Consider the following 20,661-nt stretch of genomic DNA (forward strand, 5'->3'; position numbering starts at 1 on the left):
GCCTGGCCGGCGGGGTATTGATTTGCGGATCACGTAAAAATCTGCGTGCTATCCGGCCGCGACGCCGGCAGCTGAGCGATTGGCCAGCACCAGCCCGACCTCGCCGACGACCTGCTCGACGCGCTTCAGGATGGGTTCTGCCCGCAGCACGCCATCGGAAAAATCCTTGTCCGTGGCATAGACCCCTGTCGGCAGCGTCAGCGCCTCGAAGAAGCCGAACAGCGGCCGCAACTGGTGCTCGACGATCAACGCGTGGCGATCGTTACCGCCGGTGGCAAGCAGCACCACCGGCTTGCCGCGCAAGGAAGCGGGATCGAACAGATCGAAGAAGTGCTTGAACAGGCCGGTGTAGCTGCCCTTGTAGGTCGGCGACCCCACCACCAGCACATCGGCATTGACGACGCTGTCGAAGATTGCCCGCGCCTGACCGTCGAGATCGCGCGCCCATTTGGCAGCGCCAAGTGAGGGGCCGAGGTCTTCGATGTCGTAGGTACTCGCCGACAATCCATGCTGGCGCGCAATGTCCCTGACGACCTGGTCGACGAAGCCGCGCGTCTTGGACGGCCGGGTGAAATTGCCGGAAAACCCGACGACGGTTGGATTGGGCATGTTTCTCTCACCTCTCGCGGACCTGCTTGATGCCGCATATTTACAGGCTTGCGCCTGCCGCAAGAAGCAAATGACTGACCTTGCAGCACCATAGTGAGGAATTTTTTTCCGTTTGCCCGCTCGTCTCAGGCCGCGAGAAGCCGGCCATAGGATTCCAGGTAGAAGCCGGGCGACCTTGCGCAGGTCCGCACCGCCTCCCTGGCGGCAACCGTTTCCTGCCACCGCAGCAGGCGCTCGCATTCGGTCGGCATGGCAAAGCCCAGATATTTCTCAAGCACGCACAGCTGTTCGAACCAGGGATAGAAGGCGACGTCGGCGGCGCTGAATTCCGAGCCCAGCAAAAACCGTTCGTCCGCCCCTCGCCTCGCAAAGGCATGCTGTTCCACAAAGCGCAGGGCGTCGCCAAGCTGGGCCTTGATCCGCTCATGAACCATAGCGTCGGAACTGTGCATCATGGTTGCCGTCCTGGCGTAAAGCTGCGTGTCGGCGAAGCTGATCCAGATGCGCGCCTCAGCGCGGGCATGAGCATCCCTGGGGAAAATCGGCCGTTCGGGGAATGCATCATCGAGATATTCGCAGATGATCGCCGACTCCCTGACATATTGCCCCTGATGGCGCAGCAGCGGCACCTTTCCCGTCGGCGTGAGTTTCAGGAACCACGCCGGCTTGTTGCGCAGATCGATTTCGATTTCCGTCGCCTGCAGGCCTTTCTCGGCAAGGGCGAGCCTGACACGGTGCGCATAGGGACAAAGCTGCGCGACAAAAAGCTCGATTGGCGGCATGAATAACTCCTGAGTTTCGTTATCGCCGGCAAGCGGCCTGTCGGGCATAGCTAGGTCCAGTAAGGCCGGCGCGCTATTCGACAGCGTCTGGATTGATTTATCGATCGTCTGTTTCTGGAGCGAAGCGTGGATCTCCTGGCTACCCTCATGCGCGAATTGCACTTCGCAGCCGCCGGGTACCGGCGCCTCGAACTGGCCGCGCCCTGGGCGATCTCGTTCAGCCAGGCTGGACTTCGCGGCATTCACGTCGTCATCAAGGGGCGATGCGAGGCGGTGTTCGGTGAGGAAGATGTCGAGCCTCTCGATGCCGGCGACCTGATCATTGCACCGCGCGCCGATCCGCATGTGCTGCGGTCGCCCGGCGCGCTCAAAAGCGCGAACGTCCCCGCCGCCGAACTGGCGACCCAAACCGCAGCCGGGCGTATTCGCAGCGGCGGCGAAGGCGAAAAGACCGTCATCCTGTGCGGCGCCTTCGCCTTTCGCGACGCCGACCATCCGGCACTTGCCGGCCTGCCGCGCATCGTTCACATCCGGGGATCGAATGGCCGTCTGCCCAAATGGCTGCGTGGCTATGTCGAGGCCTTGCTGGTGGAAGCGACCGACGAAGGTCCCGGCAGCGACGTAGTAATGGCTCGCCTGTCTGGGGCCATCGTCACGCGCGCCTTGCGCTCCGGTCTGGAAAGCATGGACAATCCAGGTTGGCTGAGGGGATTGCAGGACCCCGCGATCGCCAGAGCGCTCGCGACCCTGCATGAAGCCTATGGCCACGGCTGGACGATCGAGACCCTGGCACGCGCGGTCGGGCTCTCCAGGGCAACCTTTGCCGCCCGCTTTCGCGATCTCGTCGGCGAAGCGCCCATGGCCTATCTCTTCGGCTGCCGCATGCGGCAGGCTAGCCGGCTGCTGCACGAGGGCAAGAGCCTGGGCCAAGTCGCCGAGGCGGTCGGCTACAGCTCGGAAGCCGCCTTCTCCACCGCCTTCAGGCGCCACGCCGGCGTCTCGCCCGGCCAATTCAGGAAACGGAAGGATCTGTAAGGCAGAGCGATATTGGCGGCGGCCGCGCCTCGCGCTAGGGCTTTGCCAGCACTATGTCTGATCATATCCCGACGCGGTTCGCCGCCGCTTTGCCCAGGAGATGCTTCGTGCCCAAAGGTTCTGACCTGCTTGTTGCCGCCCTCGAGAATGAGGGCGTCGATCGCATCTTCGGCATTCCCGGCGAAGAAAACCTGGACGTCGTCGAATCCATCCGCAAATCCTCGATCCAGCTCATCCTCACCCGTCATGAGCAGGCGGCGGCGTTCATGGCCGCCACCCATGGCAGGCTCACCGGCAAGCCAGGTGTGTGCATCACCACGCTGGGACCCGGCGCCCTGAACCTGACGACGGGTGCCGCTTATGCGCTGCTCGGCGCCATGCCGATGATCATGATCACCGGGCAGAAGGGCATCCGGTCGTCGCGCCAGGCCCGCTTCCAGATCGTCGACATCGTCGCCGCGATGAAGCCGCTGACCAAGCTGTCACGCCAGATCATCTCGGCGAAGACCATTCCCGCCGTGGTGCGCGAAGCGTTTCGGATTGCCGAAGAGGAGCGTCCGGGGCCGGTGCATCTGGAACTGCCCGAAGACATCGCGGCCGAGGAGTGCGACGATGTCGCGCTGATCCCGCCGCATCCGGTCGAGCTTCCGCTGGCCAGCCCGCTGGCGCTCGACCGTGCCGCCGAGATGATCATCAAGGCGCAACGGCCGCTGGCGATGCTGGGCGCCGCCGCATCGCGGCCGCGCTCGACGTCCGACCTCGCCCAGTTCGTGATCAGGACCGGCATTCCCTATTTCACCACGCAGATGGGCAAGGGCACGGTGCCTGGCGGAACCGAGCTCTACATGGGCACCGCCGCGCTGTCCGAGCGCGACTATGTGCATGAGGCCATCGAACAGGCCGACCTCATCATCACTATCGGCCACGACACGATCGAGAAGCCGCCCTTCATTATGGGCGACAAGGGACCGAAGGTGATCCATGTCGGTTACCAGCCAGCCAATGTCGAGCAGGTCTATTTCCCGCAGACCGAAGTGGTCGGCGACATCGGCGCTTCGCTCAGGCTGCTTGCCGACCGGATCGAGGGCAAGATCCCCAACGCGCAGGCGCTACTGCCGCTGCGCGAAGGGATTTTGAGCCGCATTGCCATCCGCGCCACCGAAGACCGTTTCACGCCGCAGCGCTTGGTGCACGATGTGCGCGCGGTGATGCCGGCCGATGGCATCCTGGCGCTCGACAACGGCATGTACAAGATCTGGTTTGCGCGCAATTACCGCACGCGCGTCGCCAACACTTTGCTGCTCGACAACGCCCTGGCCACGATGGGCGCCGGCCTGCCGTCGGCGATGACGGCGGCGATGCTCTATCCCGGCCGCCGCGTCATGGCGATCTGCGGGGACGGCGGCTTCATGATGAACAGCCAGGAGTTGGAAACCGCCGTCAGGCTGAAGCTCAACCTCGTCGTGCTGATCATCGAGGACAATGCTTTCGGCATGATCCGCTGGAAGCAGGCGGTCGACCAGTTCCCCGATTTCGGCATGACCTTCGGCAATCCCGATTTCGTCCGCTATGCCGAGGCCTATGGCGCCAAGGGAACCAGGGTCGGCGCCGTCTCAGAAATACAATCGACGCTTGAACAGGCCTTTGCCGGCGGTGGCGTCCATCTCGTCGTCGTTCCGATCGACTATTCGGAGAACGAGCGCGTGCTGGTCGAGGAACTGCGCCACCGGTTGCCGGCGCCACCGGAGGCCTGACGGTGGAGTAGATACCGCCGCAGCGCGCTCAGGCGGCCCGGACCTTGGCGCTCCCACGCGCCCAGGTCGGCAGCCAGTCGCCATGTGTCGCCAGCAACTCATCGACCAGCGCCCAGATCTGGTCGAGATCGAGTTCGGCGGCCGTATGCGGATCCATCATCGCCGCGTGGTAGATGTGCTCGCGGTTTTCGGTCATCAGCGCCTGCACCGTCAATTCCTGCACATTGATGTTGGTGCGTATCAACGCGGTGAGTTGCGGCGGCAGCTCGCCAATATAGGTCGGCTGGATGCCGGAGCCGTCGACCAGGCACGGCACCTCGGCGGCGCAATTGTCCGGCAGCGAGGTGATGCAGCCATTGTTGCGGACATTGCCGTAGATCACCGAAGGCTCGCCGGTCCACACCGAGTTCATGATCGAGGACGCGTATTCCTTCGATTGCTCGACCTCGATGCGGTCGGCCGAGCGATAGGCCTCGGCCTGGCCCTTCCAGCGCTCGATCTGTTCGATGCAGCGCTTGGGATATTCGTCGAGCGGAATGCCGAATTTCTCGATCAGGTCGGGGCGGCCTTCCTTGATGAAATAGGGCGTGTATTCGGCGAAATGCTCGGAGCTTTCGGTGACGAAATAGCCGAGACGCGTCAGCATCTCGTAGCGCACCTTGTTGGGGCAGCGCGGGTTCCAGCCCAGCTTCGGCGCCCTGCCCTCGCGATAGGCGCGGACAAGGTCCGGATAGAGGTTGCGGTAAGAGCCATCCGGCTGCCGGTGCTCGAACTTCAGGTAGAAGGCCATGTGGTTGATGCCGGCCGAGCGGTAGCGTATCTCCTCGTAGGGAATGTCGAGATCGTGCGCCAGTTCCATCGCTGTGCCTTGCACCGAATGGCAGAGGCCGACCTGTTTGATGTCAGGAAATTTCTCTGAAATCGCCCAGGTGTTGATCGCCATCGGGTTGACGTATTGCAGCATGATCGCGTCGGGGCAGACGGCCAGCATGTCCTCGCAGATCTTCCACAGATGCGGCACGGTCCGGAGGCCGCGCATGATGCCGCCGACGCCGAGCGTGTCGGCAATGGTCTGGCGCAGGCCGTATTTCTTCGGCACCTCGAAATCGGTGACGGTGCAGGGCTCATAGCCGCCGATCTGGAAGGCGACCACGACGAAGTCGGCGCCGGCGAGCGCCCTGCGCTGGTCGGAATAGGTCTCGGCCTTCGCCTTCACGCCCAGCGTCGCGATCAGCTTGTTGACGACGACGGCGCTCTCTTCCAGCCGCTGCGGATTGATGTCCATCAGCGCGATCGTCGCGCCTGACAGCGATGGCCGCTGCAGCACGTCGCCGACAATGTTCTTCATGAACACGGTCGAACCCGCGCCAATGAAGGTGATCCTGGGATGTCTTGCCACTATTAAACCTCCGGCACTTTGCTACGCCACGTCGAAGGCGGCCCTGACGAGCCGTTCGGTGTAGGCGGTCTTGGGATGGGTGAGGACCTCGTCGACGGGCCCCTGTTCGACGATCTTGCCGTTCTGCATGACGATGACGCGATGGCAGAGCGCGCGCACCACCTTGAGGTCGTGCGAAATGAAGAGATAACTAAGGCCGCGTTCGTCCTGCAGCTTGCGCAACAAGTCGATGATCTGCGCCTGCACCGAAAGGTCGAGCGCCGATGTCGGTTCGTCGAGCAGGATGAATTCGGGCTCCAGCGCGATGGCTCGGGCAATGGCGATGCGCTGCCGCTGGCCGCCGGAAAATTCGTGCGGGAACCGCGACAGGATATCGCCGGGCATGCCGGCGCTGACCAGGGCGTCGCGAACCCGACCGACCCGCTCGCGCCGTGTCGCGCCGATCCTGTTGACGACCAGCCCTTCCTCGATGATCTGGCCGATCGTCATACGCGGGTTGAGCGACGAGAACGGATCCTGAAAAACGACCTGCATGCGCGAGCGCAGCGGCCGCATCCCGGCGCGCGACAGGCCGTGGATCGGCTGGCCGTCGAAGCTGACCTCGCCGCGCTTGGCCTCGGTGAGCTTGAGCAAGGCGAGACCGAAGGTGGTCTTGCCGGAGCCGGATTCGCCGACCAGCCCCAGTGTCTCGTGGCGGCAAAGCTTCAGGCCAAGATCGTCGACGGCGACCAGCTCGCGCCAGTCCGGCTTCAGGAAGCTGCCATGGCGCAGCATGAAGCAGACGCGCATATCGCGGGCCTCGAGGATGGTGCCGCTGTTTTCCGGCAGCGGCTGCGGCTTGCCGTGCGGCTCGGACGCGAGCAGCCGCTTGGTATAGGCATGCTGCGGGTCGGCGAACAGCCGCTCGGTAACGTTGTGCTCGCACATCTCGCCATGCTGCATGACATAGACATAGTCCGAGAATTTCCGCACCACGGTGAGGTCGTGGGTGATCAGGATGACCGCCATCCTGAGTTCTTTTTGCAGATTGCGGATCAAATTGAGGATCTGCGCCTGCACCGTGACGTCGAGCGCCGTCGTCGGCTCGTCGGCGATCAGCACATCGGGGTCGTTGGCGAGCGCCATGGCGATCATCACGCGCTGGCGCTGCCCGCCCGACATCTGGTGCGGATACTGCTTGATGCGCGCTTCCGGCTCGGGGATCTGGACATGCCGCAAAAGCTCGAGCGCCCGCGCCCAGGCTTGCTTGCGGCTGAGCTTTCGATGCACCCTGATCGCCTCCACGATCTGGCTGCCGACCGTATAGATCGGGTTGAGCGAACTCATCGGCTCCTGGAAAATCATCGAGATGCGATTGCCGCGCAGCTTGCGCCGGGCGCTCTCGGGGAATTTCAGTATGTCCTGCCCGCAATAGTCGATGGTTGAGTTCGGCGACACGGTGGCCCGTTTCGACAAGAGCCCCATGACAGCGCGCGCCGTCACCGACTTGCCGGAACCGGACTCGCCGACGATGGCGATCGTCTCCCCGCGATAGAGCTGGAACGAGACATCCTTCACCGCGTCGACGACGCCGTGCTCGACCTTGAAGGCGACCTCGATGTTGCGGGCATCGATGATGGGTTGGTCGTGGCGGCCGGCATGGTCGAACCGGACGGCTGGTGCGAAGGTGGCTGCGAGCGCTACGGTCATCCCGGCCACCTCAATAGGGATCGACGGCATCGCGCAGGCCGTCGCCCAGCGCGTTGAAGGCAAAGACGGTGATCAGCACGAAGCCGACCGGCGACAGGATCCACGGATAGGTGCCGATGACCGAATAGGTAGCCGTGTCCTGCAGCATCAGCCCCCATGAGATCAGCGGCGGTTTCACGGCGAAGCCGAGGAAGCCGAGAAAGGCTTCGAGCAGTACCACCGTCGGGATCGCGATCGTCACGGCGACGATGACGTGGCTCATCACATTGGGAAAAATGTGCTGCATGATGATACGCATGTCGGTGGCGCCGACCGCCATGGCGGCGCGCACATAGTCGATCCGCGCCAGCGCCAGCGTCTTGCCGCGCACCTCGCGCGACATCTGCGCCCAGCCCAGCGCCGACATGACGATGATGACGAAGGCGAGGAAGACGTTGGTCGGCGCGGTCACCGGGATCAGCGTCGTCAGCGCAAGATAAAGCGGCAATTGCGGGAAGGCGAGCACCAACTCGACGAAGCGCTGCATCCAGACGTCGAAGCGGCCGCCGAAATAGCCCGAGACCATGCCGACCGTGGTGCCGATGACGGTGATGATGAACACCACCGTCAGCGCAATCATCAGCGAGACGCGCGAGCCCTGGACGGCGCGCGACAGCACATCGCGGCCGAATTTGTCGGTGCCGAGAAAATGCACCGGCTGGCCGTCGGCCGAAGCGAAGAAATGCCGGTTGGCGGGGATCAGGCCAAGCAGCCGGTAGTCGGCGCCCTTGACGAAGAAGCCGAGCAGGCGCGGATGCTCGTAATCCGGCCCGACGACCGGCTGGAAGGTGACCGGGTCGAGGTCTGCAGAATCCGCCAGCGCATAGACCCGCGGCTGGAGCACAAAATTCCCGTCTCTGTCGTGAAAACTCATCACTTGCGGCGGGGCGAAGGCGACATCGGTCACCTTGGGGTCCATCGGCGCGAAGAAATCGGCAAACAGCGCCATCAGCACCAGAAGCACGACCAGGATCAGCCCGGCCATGCCGGTCCAGGAGCGCCTCAGCCGGCGCCAGACCAGCGCCATATAGCTCTCATTGCCGCGTGGGGTCGCAATCGCGGTTGCTTCAGCCGGGGGCGGCGGCGGGGATGGGTCACGCGCCAGCATCTAGCTCTCCCTGAACTGGCGTACGCGCGGATCGAGCAGCGCGAGCAGCATGTCGGCGATGATGTTGCCGACGATCAGCGTTGCCGACAGCACCATCATGAAGGTCGCCGTGACATAAACGTCGCCGACCGCCATCGAGCCGACGATGGCGGGCCCGACCGTCGGCAGCGCAAAGATGATCGCCGTCTCGATCTCGCCGGTCAGCATGTAGGGCAGCACCACGCCCTGATACATGATGAGCGGGTGCAGTGCGTTGGGCACGGCATGGCGCATGACGACGGCGCTGCCGGTCAGGCCCTTGGCCTTGGCCGTCTCGACATATTGCGCGTTCAGCGTATCGAGCAGATTGCCGCGCATGACGCGCATATTGTAGGCGAGCCCGCCGAAGGTGGCGATCGCCACCACCGGCCAGACATGCTTGACGAGGTCGGCGAATTTCGCCCACGACCACGGCGCGCCGCCATATTGCGGCGAGAAGAAGCTGCCGATCTCCGACACGTTGAACTGGAAGACCAGGAGATAGACGATGATCAGCGCCATCAGGAAGCGCGGCACCGTCATGCCGAGGAAGGAGATGGCCGACAGCGCCGAGTCAATCCATGTGTATTGCCTGGTCGCCGCCCAGATGCCGAAGGTGATGCCGAGCACCGAGGCCAGCAGATGGCAGACCAGCGCCAGCAGCAGCGTGCGCGGCAGCCGCTCGCCGACCACGGCGGCGACCGGCTTGTTGTAATAGAGGCTGTAGCCGAAATCGCCGCGGGTGACGATGCCGGCGATCCAGTTCAGGTACTGGACCGGCAGCGGTTTATCGAGGCCGTGCTCGACCCTATAGGCCTGCGCCTGCGCGTCGGCTTCGGCAAAAGACGCCCCGCCCTGGTTGATCAGCTGCGAGCGGATATAGTCGGCATAGTCGCCCGGCGGCGCCTGGATGATGGCAAAGGTGACCAGGCTCAGGATGACCATGACCGGCACCGCCGATGCTATGCGCATGGCCAGGAATCGCAGCACCGTCTCGCCTCCTTGTTGCAGGTTTCAGGGTTGTCCGCCGCTGACCTTACTCCGTCCCGGCCGCGCGCGCAGCGCGGCCGGGCGTCAGCCAGGGGAGGAAACTCAGTTCGTCGGACCCTTGTCGCCGGGCTTGCCGGGAAGCTGGTCGGGAAAGAGTTCGTATTTCTGCTGCTTGTCGGCGGCGACGAAGACGCGTTCGCGCACGATCGAATCCTCGGCCCAGTTGAACATAAAGATCGGCGTTCCCTGCGGGATGTTGGAGAAGCGCTTGTTGATGATCAGGGCGCCGGGGTATTCGGTCAGTCCTATATTGTAGACATGCTCCGTCGAGATTTTCTGGAACGTCTTCATCAGGCTGGCGCGCTCGTCATTGTCCGACGAGGAGACGAACTTGTTGACGATGTCGACAAGCTCCTTTTCGAACGGCATCAGGTCGACCACGCCGCTTTCGGGCGCGCGGTGATCCCAGCTGGTCTTGGGTCCGACGGGCGCGAGTTGCACGGTATTCTGCACAACGGAAGTCAGCTCCTGCTCGTTGCGCCTGATCAGCCAGTCGAAGCGGCCGGAATATTGCGAGGCATCACGCTGGGTGCCGTTGAGGCCGTTGAGCACGACCCTGATGCCAAGCTTTTCCATCTGGCCGACGACGCCTTCGGCGAGGCTCTTGTCGGTGCCGTAGTCATTGTTGACCAGCATCACGATCTCGACATTCTTGCCGCCGGCGGTCCCGGCCGGGAAGTTCACGAAGCCGTCGCCATCCGTATCCTTGAGACCAGCCTTGGCCAGTTCCGCCTTGGCGCCCTCGATGTCGAAGGGATAGTAGACGGTCGAGTTGCGGTCATAGAAGCTGGTGCCCGAGGAAAAGCCACCGGGGTAGATGGCGGTGAACGGCCCCTTGACCAGCGAGTCGCCGAGCGCCTTGCGGTCGAGCGCCATGGTGATGCCCTTGCGGAAGTCCTCATTGCGATTGAGCTCGCGGATCGCCTGGCCGCGTTCGTCGGGATTGCCCCAGCCATTGGCGGAAAAGTTCATGCGCAGATTGTAGCCGATCAGGCGCGGGCCAAAGGCGAGCCGGGCCGGCGCGTCCTTGTCCGCCGCTCGCTTCAGCGAAGCGACGAAATTCTCCGGCTGCTCGAGGTTGGAGAAGTCGGCGGCCCCTGCCACCGCCTGCACGTCGCGGTCGGCCCAGGTCGACAGCTTGTAGTGCAGTTCGTTGAGATAGGGCAGCTGGTTGCCCTTCTCGTCGACCTTCCAGTAGTAGGGATTGCGGCGCAAGACGATGATGTCGTCAGGCCTATACTCCACCGGCACCCAGGCGCCCATCACCGGAATGTTCATATATTCCGGCGGGAACGCGTTCTTGAACTGCTCGTAGGTATTCTTCGAGTACTTCGGATGCTGCGGCTTGAGGATATGCGCTGGGCCGGGGCAGAAGGTGCCATAGGCCATGGCGTAGAGATACTGTTTGGGGAAAGCGTCCTTGAAGGTCCACTCGACGGTGTAATCGTCGACCTTCTTCAGCGTCGTGCCGACACCGAAGGTTTCCGCTGTGGCGCCGTTCAACGGCGAGACATTGGGGTCGACGACCTCATCGTCCCAGTAGAACATGACATCGTCGGCATTGAAGGCAACGCCGTCAGACCATTTGGCGCCTTCGACCAGGTGCATGGTCAGCGTGTGGCCATCCTTCGACCAGTCCCAGCTCCTGGCGAGGTTGGGCAGCGGCTCGGTGTCCTTGGCCTCGACCTGGAACAAAGGCGCGGTGCGCGTCAGGCATTCCGAAAGGCCGATGTCGATGCCGCCCCATCCTTGGGTCTGGCCGGCGCCATAATTCCAGCCTTCCGGCCGGCCGCCAATGACGTGGCGCATGGTGTCGCCATAAACGCCGATGCCGTCCGGCATGTTGCCGGTCTTGAACACCAGCGGCTCCTTCGGCAGGCGATCCTTGACCGGCGGCAGCTTGCCAGTCTTGACGTATTTCTCGGTGACCCACTCGGGCTCGTGATATTCGGGCAGCGCCTTGAACTCCAGGATGGAATCGCGGGCGACGTATTTGATCTTGCCCTCGGCGGGAAACGCCGCCGGCGCCGGCGGCGTGGTCGGCTCGGACGCGTATGCACTGCCAAGCGCCGATGCCGAGACGCTCAGCGCCAGCCCGGCGAGAATGCCAATTCTTCGCCCGGCGAGAATGCCAATTCTTCGCCCGGCGAGAATGCCAATTCCACGAAAGTTCCTCATTGTGTTCCTCCCAGATGTTTCGACGTCTGCTGCTGCCCGCATCTATTCATGACGGCTGATTGGCGAACCGGCCTCCCGCTGTCCGCCTGCCAGCATTCTCAGCCGGCCTGTTTCAGGGCCGTTTTTTCGGCGCGCAGTTCCTCGATCGAGCGCACTTTGCGCCGCGCCGCACCCGCCCAGTCGCGGGTTTTCACCATCGATTTCGAAAGCCGCTCCTTGGCGGCCGGCACGGCATCGGCGTATTGCGGCAGCCAACGCGCCTGGGCGACGACCATCTCGTCGACCATCTGCCAGACCTCTTCCGGCGTCGACACCGCACCCACCAGCGGATCGTGCAGCACCGCGAGCTTGAGCAGGTCAATGTCGCCCGTAACAGCCGCATGCACCGACATGCGCTGGACGTTGATCGAAGCCATGCAGGTGGCCGCGCAGGCTTCCGGCAGCGTGATGCCTGACGCCATGTTGATGCCGAAGCGATCGACGAAGCCGGGCGATTCGATGATCGCGTCCTGCGGCAGATTGGTGATGATGCCGGCGTTCTTGACGTTGAAGTGGCCGCGATAGACGCGGTTCGTCTCCAGCGCTTCGAGAATATGGCTGGCATGCTCGTTCGAGCGCTTCGATACGTCGAGCGGCTTCGACGCCGCTTCGAGGAATTGCGGATATTCCGTCTCGAACCAGTTGCGGGTTTCCGTGGAGTAGCGAAGATAGCCGCCGGTCTCGCCATGGATCCAGTCGGACATGTCGATCCAGCGGGTGATTTCGTCCGGCCGCTTGCGATACCAGGGCAGATATTCGGAGAGATGACCGTTGCTTTCGGTGGAGTAGACGCCGAAGCGCTTCAGCACGTCGATGCGCAGCTTTTCCTGCTGCGAATAGACCGGATGCGCCTCGAAGGCAGCCACCAGTTCGTCCTTGCCGATCTTGCGGCCGTTGAGCCGCAAATCGATGAACCAGGTCTGGTGGTTGATACCGGAGCAGACATAATCGAGTTCGCTGTGCGACTTGGCGCCGAGCACTTCGGCGATCTGTTCGGCGCCGTGCTGGACACCGTGGCAGAGGCCGACCGTATCGACCTTGCCATATTCGATCGCCGCCCAGGTGTTCATCGCCATCGGGTTGGCATAGTTGAGGAATTTGGCGCCTGGCTCGGCGACCTCCAATATGTCCTTGCAGAAGTCGAGGATGACCGGGATGTTGCGCTGGCCGTAGAGGATGCCCCCGGCGCAAATCGTGTCACCGACGCACTGGTCGATGCCGTATTTCAAGGGAATGCGGATATCGTCGGCATAGGCTTCGAGCCCGCCCACCCGCACGCAGCTGATGACGTAGCGCGCGCCTTCCAGCGCCTTGCGGCGGTCGGTCGTCGCCGTCACCCTGGTCGGCAGCTTGTTGGCCTCGACGATGCGGTCGAGGATCGCCTTGATCATTTGCAGATTGTGTTCGCTGAGATCGGTCAGCGCGAATTCGATGTCGCTGAATTCCGGGATGCACAAAATGTCGGTGAACAGCTTCTTGGTGAAGCCGACGCTGCCCGCGCCGATAATAGCGATTTTGAAACTCATCACCTTCACCTCGATCCATTCGAATGCCGTACAGGAAAGGGAATGGCGGCCCGCCTTGGCGCGCATGCCATTCGAGCCGGAATTCCGGCTCGTTCTCCTCCCCGCCCGCTCCTCGACCGCGGGTCTTTCGCGTTCTCAGGATTTGGATTATGCCGTTATTCCAGGGCGCGGCCAGAGAACGATTATGCTTTCGAGGGTAATTTTGTGCTGCATGATCTGATCGCCAACGGACAGTTGATGCGCACCATCTCGCTGCCGCGCGGCCGCCAGCGCCTGCATGCCATGCCAACCAGCACCGGCTATGAAGTACGCGAGGGCGTGACTTACGACTGGGATGGGCGCAAGCGCGGCCAGACACCGTTCACCGTGCTGCAGCACACGATCAGCGGCACCGGCCAGCTGCGCTACGAGAACCGCAACTATCGCCTGCAGGCCAACGACACGCTGCTGGTGCTGGTGCCACACAACCATCGCTACTGGCTGGAGAAGGGCGACCGCTGGGAATATTTCTGGATCTCGATGAATGGCGAGGAGGCGCTGCGCGTCCACAAATCCATACTCAGCGTCTCCGGCCCGGTGTTTCGGCTGCAGCCGGAGACGATCGATCATCTCGCCGATTGCAGCCTGCGCCTGATCAAGGGCGGCGCTTCGCCTGGCGCTGCTTCGGCAATCGCCTATGAGGCGGCGATGGCGCTTTACGACGATGTCTTCGGCTCGCACGCCTTCACTGAGAAACAGAGCGTCATGCAGCCGGTCATCGATCATATCAACGCCAATCTCGACAAGCCCTTGCCCGTGGCCGAGCTCGTCCAGATCAGCGGCCTCAGCCGCGCCCATTTCTCGCGCTGCTTCGCCGAGAGCGAAGGCGTTCCGCCGGCCGAGTTCGTGCTGCAGCAGCGGCTGCAGCGGGCGGCGAAGCTGCTAACCAAAGCCGATTTCCTGCCGGTCAAGGAGGTCGCCATCCTGTGCGGCTTCGAGGACGCCAACTATTTCTCGAAAGTCTTCCGCCGGCTCTACGGCATCAACCCGACGCAGTTCCGTACCACCGGCATGTATGCCAGCCTGGGCAGCCTTCGATAGGATTACCCGATGCGGTTGCCGCTTGCGGGATCGAACAGATGCAGCGCCGCCGGATCGGCAGACAGCCGCACCGTATCGCGCGGTCGGATAGTGCTGCGTCCCATGACGAAGACACAAACCAGCTGGTTGGCGAGCCGGACATAGAACTGCGTCGACAGGCCGAGCGGCTCGACCACCTCGACTTCTGCCTTGAGCGGACCATCGTCGGCAAGCTGGATGTGCTCCGGCCGTAGCCCGACGGTGAGCACATCCCCATCCTTCGATGGCAAGCCATCAGGCAATCTCAGCTTCTGGCCGTCGGCCAGCACCGCATCCACCTTGCCGCCCTTGGCGACTGTCGCCGGAAAGAAATTCATGCCGGGCGAGCCGATGAAGCCGGCCACAAAAGTGTTGATCGGCCGATCGTAGAGTTCGAGCGGATGGCCGACCTGCTGGACGTAACCGTCATGCATGACGACGATGCGGTCGGCCATAGTCATGGCTTCGATCTGGTCGTGGGTGACATAGACCGATGTGGTCTTGAGCTGCTGGTGCAGCGCCTTGATCTCGGCGCGCATATGGACGCGCAATTTGGCGTCGAGATTGCTGAGCGGTTCGTCGAACAGGAACACTTTGGGATCGCGCACGATGGCGCGGCCCATGGCGACGCGCTGGCGCTGGCCGCCGGACAGTTGCCTGGGCAGACGTCCGAGGAAACTGTCGAGGCCGAGGCGCTTGGCCGCCGCCCCTACCCTGCCGTCGATCGTCGTCTTCTCCGCCTTCTTCAAAAGCAGGCTGAAGCCCATGTTCGACGACACGTCCATGTGCGGATAGAGCGCGTAGGACTGGAAAACCATGGCAATATCGCGGTCCTTCGGCGCGACATCGTTGACCAGCCGATCGCCGATATGGATCTCGCCGCCCGACACTTCCTCCAGCCCGGCAATCATGCGCAAAAGGGTCGACTTGCCGCAGCCGGACGGGCCGACCAGAACGACGAACTCGCCATCGGCGATTTCGAGGTCGACGCCGTGCAGGATGCGCAGCGAACCGTAGTCCTTCTCGACGTTTTGCAGCGTGACGGAAGCCATCGATTATCCTTTGACCGCGCCGGCGGTGAGGCCGGTGACGAGATAGCGTTGCAGGAAGGCGAAGAAGATGCAGACCGGGATCAGCGCCAGGATCGACGCCGCCATCATCTGCCCCCAGTCCACGGCGAACTTGCCGATATAGGTGAGCAGGCCGACGGCAAAGGTCTTCTGGTCGTCGCTGGAGATCAGCATCAGCGCGAACAGCAATTCGCTCCAGGCGGCGGTGAAGACGAAGCCGAGCGTGGCGCCCATGCCGGGCAAGGTCAGCGGCACGATCACCTTGCGCATCGCCTGCGCCCGGGTGCAGCCGTCGATCATCGCCGCTTCCTCCAGATCCTTCGGAATGCCGTCGAAGAAGGACTGCATCAGAAAGGTGGCGAAGGCGGTGTTGAAGGCGGTGTAGATGATGATCAGACCAACCAGACTGTTGGTCAGGCCAAGCTCGCCCATGACGCGGTAGATCGGCGGAATGACCATCACCAGCGGGAAGGTTTGCGTCAGCAAAAGCATGATCGCCAGCGTTGCCTTGCCGCGAAAGGTGAAGCGCGACATGGCGTAGCCGGCGAGCGTGGCGATGACTGTCACCAAGGCCGCCGTCGACACCGAGACGATAACGCTGTTGAGGAAATAGCGGGGGAAGTCAGAGGCTTCCAGGACAGTGATGAAGTTGCGGAAGGTCGTCTGCGACGGCCACAGCGTGATGCCCTCGGAATAGAGCAGCCGCTCCGGCGTCACCGAAATCTTCAGCGTCCAGAAGATCGGGAACAGGGCGAAGATCATATAGGCGGCAATCGCCGCGTAGAGGCCGACGCCGCTGAAGATGCGCGAGGAGGTAGAGCGTCCGGCAATCATCAGACGTGCCTCACCAGCAACCGGCGGATGGCGATCAGCGCGATCGCATAGGCGATGAGCAGTACCAGTAGCAGCACCGCCACCGCGGAGGCATAGCCCTTGTCCAGCGACTTGAAGGCGCTGACATAGATGTAGACCGGCACCGTGCTGGTCGAGCCGGCCGGCCCGCCCTCGGTCATGACGAAGATCAGATCGGCGAAGGTCGCGATCCAGATCGTACGCAGCATGACGGTGATGACGATGGTCGGCGCCAGGAACGGCAGCGTCACCTTGGTGAAGCGCTGCCAAGGCGAAGCGCCGTCGATTGCGGCCGCCTCATGCAGTTCCGACGGGATCGACTTCAGCGCCGCCAGCAGCGTGATGGCGAAGAACGGAATGCCGAACCAGATGTTGGCGATGATCGGCCCCCACATGGCGGTCGCCGGATCGGACAGCACATTGGTCGGCTCGGCCTTCAGCCCGAGCGTGAAGAGCCAATGCGGCAGTGGTCCGATGATCGGATTGAACAGCCACGCCCAGGTCAGGCCCGACAGGAAAGATGGCACCGCCCAGGGCAGGAACACCACCGCCTGCACGAACTTGCGCCCGACAAACGGTTTGTCGAGCAGCAACGCCAGACCCAGGCCGAGGAAGAACTGGAAGAACAGGCTGGCGACGGTCCACCACAGCGTGTTGACCAGCGCCTGCCCGAGCACCTGGTCGGTCAGCATCGCCTGATACTGGCCTAGACCGACATATTCGGATTTGAAGGCGGAGAACTTCCGGAACGAATAGCTGATGCCGATGATCAGCGGCACCAGCAGCACCACGACCAGCAGAACGATCGCCGGGCTGAGATAAAGCCAGGGCTCGATTGCTGCATGCGTCAGCCGCTTCTTTCGCGGCCGGCCGGCGGATCGTATTTCGGACACGGCATAAGTCATTAGCGCTCAACAATCATGGGTGGGTGCCGACAGCGGCAACAGCACCCTTCTCCCCGTTCACGGGGAGAAGATGCCGGCAGGCAGATGAGGGGCGGCGCCAGCCTTGGGGTGCTCGCGCTGCCCCTCATCCGGGCCTGTCTGTGCATGTCGTTGCCCCAAAACCGCTACGCACTTTTGGGCGATATGCATTCGGGCCACCTTCTCACCGTAAACGGGGAGAAGGTGGAAGAACTACTTCTTGTTCTTGGCCAGCCAGTCCTGCTGTTCCTTGGTCAGGAACGCGGCCCATTGATCGGCAACGTCCTTGGCCGACTTCTGGCCGAGCAGCACTTCCTGGAAATTCTTGATCGCCACCTGGTCGACGAAATTGCCGAGGTTCTCCAGATGTGTCGGCGGCGTCACCATTTCATATTTGGAAGTGTCGCTGAGTTCGGTGAACCAGCCTTTGAACTGCTCGGTCTTGAAGTGGGCATCCTGGTCGGCGCCATTGTGGATCGGCACGACGCCGACTTCCTTGGCCCATTCGAGATTGTCCTTGGGCGACAACAGCGTCGCCATCAGCTTCCAGGCATCGTCCTTGTGCTGCGAATTGGCGAACATCGCCCAGCCGGCATAGCCCAGCGTCGGATAGGATTTGCCGCTTGGCCCCACAGGCAGCGGCGCCACGGCAAAATCGTCGGCACTCATCTTGTCGGCAATGCCGATCAGCGCATCCGGATCCTGGTTGAGCATGGCGCAGGTGCCGGAATAGAAGCCGGTGACGGTCTCGTTAAAGCCCCAGCTCACCGCATCCTTGGGCGCCAGCCCGTCCTTGTACATGTCGGCCAGCATCTGCAGGCCCTTGACCGAGCCCTCCTCGTTGATGGTCGAGGTGCCGTCCTCGTTGAAGTAGCCGCCCTTGCCAGCGGCGATGTTCATGAACATGTGCATGCCGTTGAAGGCGCCCGGGCCACCGCGCAGGCAGTAGCCGTACTTGCCCGGAATGGCGGAGATCTTCTTGGAATCGGCGATGAAGTCGTCGAGCGTCGCCGGCGGGCCGTCGAGACCGGCCTCCTTGAACAGCTTCTTGTTCCAGAACAGCGCATTCACATAGTAGCCGTACGGGATCATGAACTGGGTGTTGTTGACGGTCGAGCCGAATTGCTTGGCGCGGTCGCCCAGCGTCTTGGCGTCGTCCCATTTGGCCATGTAAGGGCCGAGATCCTCGAGCTGGCCGTTGGTCGCGTACAGGCCCATCCAGCGCTCCGGCATCTCGACGATGTCGGGCGTATCGCCGGCCTGCACCATGGTGAGGAATTTCTCGAAGGCCTGCCCCCAGGGCAGCGAGACCACCTCGACCTTGACGCCGGCATTGGCGGCCTCGAACTCGGCGATCTGCTTCTTCAGGAATTCGGTGCGCTGCGGGCTGGTGATGACCTCGACCAGCTTGAGGGTGGTGTCGGCCAATGCGCCGCTGGCGGACATCGCCAGGCCGGCAGCGGTGGCAAGCATGATGCTCAGTCGTTTCATGTTCAGAACTCCCATTTTGAACCCAGTCATTTTTTTGCTTTGTCGAAGGCCTGGCCGATGTCGGCCCAGAGGTCTTCGACGCTTTCCAATCCGACATTGAAGCGGATGGTTCGGGGGCTGACGCCGAAGCGCGCCATCGAATTGAGACCCGGTGTCTGCTCGAGCGAGGCCTTTGCCGGCACGACGAGGCTTTCATGACCGCCCCAGCTGACGCCGATGCGGAAAAATTTCAGCGCATCGACGAAAGCGGGAATGTCGACATCCTCCGTCACCTCGAAGGAGAACAGCCCGGCATAGCCGGCAAGCGTCTTCTTGCCGGGATGGTTGGAATAGGCGGGATGATTGACCCGCTCGACCTTGTCATGCGCCTTCAAGCGCTCGGCGATGATGAGCCCGCTCTTCATGTGATGCGGCAGTCTCAGCGGCAGCGTGCGCAGGCCGCGCAACAGCAGCCAGCCCTCGAAGGGCGACAGCTTTGCGCCAAGCTGCGAGTAGGTCTGGTCGTTGATGTGCTTGATATGGGCGGCCGAGCCCGCCACCACACCGGCGACGGTATCGCTGTGGCCGCCGAGATATTTCGAGGCCGAGTGCAGCACCAGATCGACGCCGTGCAGGATCGGCTTCTGGAACACCGGCGTCGCCCAGGAATTGTCGATGGTGGTGACGATGCCCTGCTCTTTCGCCAGCCGCGTCAGATGTTCGAGATCCTGCAGCTCGAACGTCATCGAGGTCGGGCTTTCCAGGTAGAGCAGTTTGGCGCCGGGAAGAGCCGCGGCCACCGCATCCTGATCGGAGCCGTCGACATAGTCGACCTTGATGTGCAGGCGCGGGAACAACCGCTCGAACAGTCGGTAGGCGTCACCATAGCAGTTGCGCACCGCAACGATGCGCTCGCCGGCGCCGACAAAGGCAAGCAATGTCGCGCTGATCGCCGCCATGCCGCTGGAGAATCCGCGCGCGGCTTCCGCACCTTCGAGCGCTGCGACGCGTGACTCGAATTCCATCACCGTCGGGTTGTCGCCGCGCGAATAGATCGGCTGCTTCCTGCGCCCGGCAAAGGTGTCGGCCATGTCGGCATAGCTGGCGAAGGTGAACAGCGAGGTCTGGTAGATCGGCGGCACCACCGCATTGCCAGGGAACGGGTCGTCATGCGCCAGAAGCGTCGCCGCCTCGGCGAGATAGTCGCTGCCGGAAATGCCTGGGTCGAAGCTGTGCTCGTTCATGTGCGGACCGAAAGTTTGAGGTTGGCGGCGCCGCGCTTCAAATCGTTCTCGACCGTGGCGATCAGTTTCAGCGCTTCGGCCCGGGCGCCTTCCGGATCGTGCGCGGCGATGCAGTCGAACATGGTGCGGTGGTAGGGAAAGCTTGCGTGGCCGAAATCGCGCACGCCGAGCGGATGTTCCCAGAAGCGGTGGAACAGTTCGTGCATGGCGGCGATAATCTGCTCGAACAGCGGATTGCCGCAGGCGCGGTAGATCGCCTGATGGAATTCCCAGTCCTCTTCCGACGACATGCCGGCGCGGCTGAGAAACTCTTCCTCCATGATGTCGAGCTTGCGCTCGATCTCGGCGAGGTCGTCCCTGTCGGCACGAATGGCGCAAAGGGCGGCGGCTTCCGCTTCCAGCGCGCGGCGGATTTCCAGCGTGCGCATCAGGCCGGTGAAATCATTGCCGCCGGCAAGCGTCAGCGGCATGTGCAGCATGTCGAGCGAGACGGCGGCCTTGAGATAGGTGCCCGAGCCCTGCCGGCGCTCGACCAGGCCAAGCCCTTCCCAGCGCGTCAGCGCCTCGCGCACCGTATTGCGGCTGACCTTCAGACGCTCAGCGAGGATGCGTTCGGTCGGCAGCCTCTCACCGGGTTCCAGCTTCTCGCGCATGACGAAGCCGGCCAACGCCTTCAGCACCGCGTCGTCGCGGGCCGTCGTCTGGATCGGCGGAAGGCTGAATTGGGTCACCGGGGCTATTACCGAAGTGGTTCAATGGTCCAACCAATTTCTGCACA

17 protein-coding genes are annotated in these 20,661 nt (G+C 62.8%); 3 read left to right on the top strand and 14 right to left on the bottom strand.

Annotation, left to right across the window (positions count from 1 at the left end; all coding sequences use genetic code 11):
- Window positions 1–48: 48 nt before the first annotated feature.
- Both msuE and NKJ88_RS15105 read right to left on the bottom strand, forming a co-directional pair.
- Window positions 49–609 carry an FMN reductase gene (gene msuE, locus NKJ88_RS15100; RefSeq protein WP_352444550.1) on the bottom strand — a complete coding sequence of 187 codons (561 nt, stop codon included), beginning with the start codon at window positions 607–609 and terminating at the stop codon, window positions 49–51.
- A 125-nt stretch (window positions 610–734) separates the two neighbouring features.
- On the bottom strand, window positions 735–1,439 hold the full coding sequence (locus tag NKJ88_RS15105; RefSeq protein ID WP_352444552.1) for a glutathione S-transferase family protein: 705 nt from the start codon (window positions 1,437–1,439) through the stop codon (window positions 735–737).
- A 99-nt stretch (window positions 1,440–1,538) separates the two neighbouring features.
- Here NKJ88_RS15105 and NKJ88_RS15110 point away from each other — a divergent pair, with 99 nt between their 5' ends.
- Window positions 1,539–2,426, top strand: a complete 888-nt coding sequence (locus NKJ88_RS15110) for an AraC family transcriptional regulator (RefSeq protein WP_023704666.1) — start codon at window positions 1,539–1,541, stop codon at window positions 2,424–2,426.
- 107 nt (window positions 2,427–2,533) lie between these two features.
- Window positions 2,534–4,180 carry an acetolactate synthase large subunit gene (locus NKJ88_RS15115; RefSeq protein WP_023826427.1) on the top strand — a complete coding sequence of 549 codons (1,647 nt, stop codon included), beginning with the start codon at window positions 2,534–2,536 and terminating at the stop codon, window positions 4,178–4,180.
- Between the two features lie 28 nt (window positions 4,181–4,208).
- Here the strand turns inward: NKJ88_RS15115 and NKJ88_RS15120 are convergent, their stop codons facing one another.
- From NKJ88_RS15120 to NKJ88_RS15145, 6 genes are all read right to left on the bottom strand, one after another.
- The gene (locus NKJ88_RS15120; RefSeq protein WP_031196984.1) at window positions 4,209–5,579 is read right to left on the bottom strand and encodes an alpha-glucosidase/alpha-galactosidase; all 1,371 of its coding nucleotides are present in this window, start codon (window positions 5,577–5,579) and stop codon (window positions 4,209–4,211) included.
- A 21-nt stretch (window positions 5,580–5,600) separates the two neighbouring features.
- Window positions 5,601–7,268, bottom strand: coding sequence for an ABC transporter ATP-binding protein (locus tag NKJ88_RS15125; protein WP_352444554.1), 1,668 nt, complete (start codon window positions 7,266–7,268; stop codon window positions 5,601–5,603).
- A gap of 10 nt (window positions 7,269–7,278) precedes the next feature.
- The gene (locus tag NKJ88_RS15130; RefSeq protein WP_031204340.1) at window positions 7,279–8,415 is read right to left on the bottom strand and encodes an ABC transporter permease; all 1,137 of its coding nucleotides are present in this window, start codon (window positions 8,413–8,415) and stop codon (window positions 7,279–7,281) included.
- Complete coding sequence (locus tag NKJ88_RS15135) at window positions 8,416–9,423, bottom strand: ABC transporter permease (protein WP_031196982.1); 1,008 nt, start codon at window positions 9,421–9,423, stop codon at window positions 8,416–8,418.
- A gap of 102 nt (window positions 9,424–9,525) precedes the next feature.
- Complete coding sequence (locus tag NKJ88_RS15140) at window positions 9,526–11,661, bottom strand: ABC transporter substrate-binding protein (protein WP_023696254.1); 2,136 nt, start codon at window positions 11,659–11,661, stop codon at window positions 9,526–9,528.
- Window positions 11,662–11,759: 98 nt separating this feature from the next.
- On the bottom strand, window positions 11,760–13,226 hold the full coding sequence (locus NKJ88_RS15145) for an alpha-glucosidase/alpha-galactosidase (protein ID WP_352444556.1): 1,467 nt from the start codon (window positions 13,224–13,226) through the stop codon (window positions 11,760–11,762).
- 237 nt (window positions 13,227–13,463) lie between these two features.
- On the opposite strand from NKJ88_RS15145, the gene NKJ88_RS15150 reads away from it, so the two are divergent.
- Window positions 13,464–14,306, top strand: coding sequence for an AraC family ligand binding domain-containing protein (locus NKJ88_RS15150; RefSeq protein ID WP_081725414.1), 843 nt, complete (start codon window positions 13,464–13,466; stop codon window positions 14,304–14,306).
- Between the two features lie 2 nt (window positions 14,307–14,308).
- On the opposite strand, the gene NKJ88_RS15155 is transcribed toward NKJ88_RS15150, so the two are convergent.
- From NKJ88_RS15155 to NKJ88_RS15180, 6 genes are all read right to left on the bottom strand, one after another.
- Complete coding sequence (locus NKJ88_RS15155; RefSeq protein ID WP_023668129.1) at window positions 14,309–15,376, bottom strand: ABC transporter ATP-binding protein; 1,068 nt, start codon at window positions 15,374–15,376, stop codon at window positions 14,309–14,311.
- A 3-nt stretch (window positions 15,377–15,379) separates the two neighbouring features.
- Window positions 15,380–16,228 (bottom strand): carbohydrate ABC transporter permease, encoded by an 849-nt coding sequence (locus NKJ88_RS15160; protein ID WP_023691354.1) that lies wholly within the window; start codon window positions 16,226–16,228, stop codon window positions 15,380–15,382.
- The gene (locus NKJ88_RS15165) at window positions 16,228–17,151 is read right to left on the bottom strand and encodes a carbohydrate ABC transporter permease (protein WP_023685296.1); all 924 of its coding nucleotides are present in this window, start codon (window positions 17,149–17,151) and stop codon (window positions 16,228–16,230) included. The genes NKJ88_RS15160 and NKJ88_RS15165 overlap by 1 nt, the downstream gene beginning before the upstream one ends.
- A gap of 231 nt (window positions 17,152–17,382) precedes the next feature.
- Window positions 17,383–18,660: an ABC transporter substrate-binding protein gene (locus tag NKJ88_RS15170; protein ID WP_023685297.1), complete on the bottom strand. Its 1,278-nt coding sequence runs from the start codon at window positions 18,658–18,660 to the stop codon at window positions 17,383–17,385.
- Between the two features lie 26 nt (window positions 18,661–18,686).
- Window positions 18,687–19,883 (bottom strand): PLP-dependent transferase, encoded by a 1,197-nt coding sequence (locus NKJ88_RS15175; protein ID WP_023824826.1) that lies wholly within the window; start codon window positions 19,881–19,883, stop codon window positions 18,687–18,689.
- Window positions 19,880–20,614 (bottom strand): FadR/GntR family transcriptional regulator, encoded by a 735-nt coding sequence (locus NKJ88_RS15180; RefSeq protein WP_352444560.1) that lies wholly within the window; start codon window positions 20,612–20,614, stop codon window positions 19,880–19,882. Before NKJ88_RS15180 ends, NKJ88_RS15175 begins: the two co-directional genes overlap by 4 nt.
- Window positions 20,615–20,661: the final 47 nt, after the last annotated feature.

Origin of the sequence: Mesorhizobium sp. M0016 (assembly GCF_040324035.1) — a bacterium.
In the GTDB taxonomy this organism is placed as follows: Bacteria; Pseudomonadota; Alphaproteobacteria; order Rhizobiales; family Rhizobiaceae; genus Mesorhizobium.